The sequence below is a fragment of the Actinomycetota bacterium genome (assembly GCA_036280995.1).
GTDB lineage: Bacteria > Actinomycetota > CALGFH01 > CALGFH01 > CALGFH01 > CALGFH01.
This window is the reverse complement of record DASUPQ010000521.1, coordinates 1-2,434: the sequence shown is the minus strand read 5'-3', so window position 1 is coordinate 2,434 and position 2,434 is coordinate 1. Positions and strand designations below refer to the sequence as shown.

Annotated in this window: 2 protein-coding genes; both read left to right on the top strand. The window is 71.5% G+C overall.

Going from position 1 to position 2,434, the window contains the following annotated elements; genetic code table 11:
* A partial coding sequence (locus VF468_17635) for a deoxyguanosinetriphosphate triphosphohydrolase (GenBank protein ID HEX5880113.1) occupies nucleotides 1–351 on the top strand: 351 nt, incomplete at its 5' end.
* A 156-nt stretch (nucleotides 352–507) separates the two neighbouring features.
* Nucleotides 508–2,434, top strand: a 1,927-nt coding sequence (locus VF468_17630) for a CHC2 zinc finger domain-containing protein (GenBank protein ID HEX5880112.1), incomplete at its 3' end; no start/stop codon positions are given.

The following is a 2,434-nucleotide window of genomic DNA, read 5'->3' as shown; positions in this document are numbered from 1 at the left end:
GAGCAGCCCGCCGACATGATCGGGGTGCTGGTCGAGGACGTGATCCGCCACTCCCGGGGGGAGCCCCGGGTCGTCCAGGGCGACGCCTGCGCCGAGGCCATGTCGGTCATGCGCTCGTTCATGTTCGAGCACGTCTACCTGCGCCCCGAGGCCGAGCGCCAGACCGAGCGGGCGACCCGCCTGCTCACCGACCTCTACGGCCACTACCTGGAGCACCCCGACACCATGCCCATGGGGGCCAGCCTGGCCACCGACCCGGTCGCCCAGCAGGCCGTCGACGCCATCGCCGGCATGACCGACCGCTACGCCCTGGCCGCCTGGAAGGCGGCGTTCGCCCCCGAGGCGGCCTAGGGGTTCTTCGCCCGGGGCGGCGGGGGTGTCCTCCGCCCGCCGCCGCGACCGCTGAGCCACCGTCGGGGGTCGTGCGTACAATGCCCGGGTGACCCGACGGGTCCTTCCCCTTGGGCAGCGTAGGTCCTTCCGTCATGCGTCGAGGTGAAGTCCGCCGTGGCCGGCCGCATCCGTGACGAGTCGATCGCCGAGCTCCGCGAGGCGACCGACGTCGTCGCCCTGGTCGGCGAGTACGTGACCCTCCGCCCCGGCGGCGGCACCCGCATGAAGGGCCTCTGCCCCTTCCACCAGGAGAAGACCCCCTCGTTCACGGTCGACTCCAGCCGCGGGCTCTGGCACTGCCTGGCCGGGGAGACCCGGGTGCTGACCTGGGAGGGCGTGCGGCCGATCCGCGAGCTGGCCGGCGGCACCCACCGCATCCTGGCCCGTACCGGCGATTGGGTCGAGGCCCCGTTCCACTCGTTCGGCGTCCAGCCGCTGATGCGGCTCGTGGTCAGCCGAAACGGGCAGGTCAAAGAGCTGTTCGCGACAGCGGAGCACCGGTGGTTCGTCGGCCGCGCCAGCCGTCTTTCCGACCGGGAGGTCGTCACGCGCGAGCTCCGGCCTGGACAGCGGCTGGTGCCGAAGTTCCCGAAGACTCTGGTCAAGAGAGTGACGCCCTCCGCGTTCGGGATCGCACACGGCATCACGTACGGCGACGGCTCTTTTCTGGACTCAGGCAGCAGGGCGGAGCTTGACCCGATCAAGGACGCGCCGCTCCTCAAGTGGTTCCCGCACAGTCGGGTGACTCAACGTGGTCCGCATCTGCGGGTATATGACCTGCCACGGTTCTTCAAGCAGCTGCCACCGCTCGATGAGTCGGTCTCCTACCTCTACGGCTGGTTGGCGGGCTACGTCGCCGCCGACGGCCATGTCGCCAAGGACGGCACGGTCATGCTCCACTGCGCGAGCAGGGAGACTCTCGAATACGTTCGAGCAGTCTGCACGCGCCTGGGCATCGGCACCTACGGCGTCACCGAGCAGGTTCGCGAAGGCTTTCCCGGGAGGGAGCCCAGCTCGCTCTTCCGGATCCACTTCGTCAACGAGGACCTGACCGAGGAGTTCTTTCTCCTCGATCAGCACCGGATCCGCTTCTCCTCCTCGCCCAAGGCCTTCGCTCGGCGGGGCTGGGTCGTACGGTCGGTCGAGCCCACCGATCGGGTCGAGGAGGTCTACTGCGCCGTCGTGGAGCAGGGCCACGCGTTCGTGCTCGAGGACAACATCCTGACCGGCAACTGCTTTGGCTGCTCTCAAGGCGGGGACGCGATCGACTTCCTGATGAAGCAGGAGACGCTGTCGTTCACCGAGGCGGTGGAGCGGCTCGCCCACCGGGCCGGGATCGAGGTGCGGTACGAGGGCCGGGCGGCGGGGGAGCGGGGCAGCATGGGGCGCAAGAGCCGGCTGGTCGCGGCCCATGCCGAGGCGGTGGCGTTCTACCACCGGGCGCTGGTCGAGTCGCCCGACGGGCGGGCGGCCAGGGCGTACCTGTCGTCGCGGGGGGTCGACCGGGCGGTGGCCGAGCGCTTCCGGCTCGGGTGGGCGCCCGGGCGGGGGTGGGACGCGCTGGTCGGGCACCTCCGGGGCACGGGGTTCCGGCCCGAGGAGCTGACCGAGGCCGGGCTGGCCCGGACCGGCAGCCGGGGGCTGCGCGACGCCTTCCACGCCCGGGTGCTGTTCCCGATCTTCGACGTGGCCGGCGACCCGGTCGCCTTCGGGGGGCGTCTGCTGGACGTCGACGAGGGCCGCGGGCCCAAGTACGTCAACACCGCCGAGACCCCGATCTGGCACAAGGGCCGGGCCCTGTACGCCCTCAACTGGGCCAAGTCGGAGATCGTCAAGGCCGGCTTCGCGGTCGTGGTCGAGGGCTACACCGACGTCGTCGCCTGCCACCAGGCCGGGGTCGCCCAGGCCGTGGCCACCTGCGGCACCGCCCTGCGGGCCGAGCACTTCAAGCTGCTGGGCCGCTTCACGGGCAGGATCGTGCTCGCCTTCGACGCCGACGCCGCCGGCGGGCGGGCGGCCGGGCGGGGCGTGGCCGAGCTGG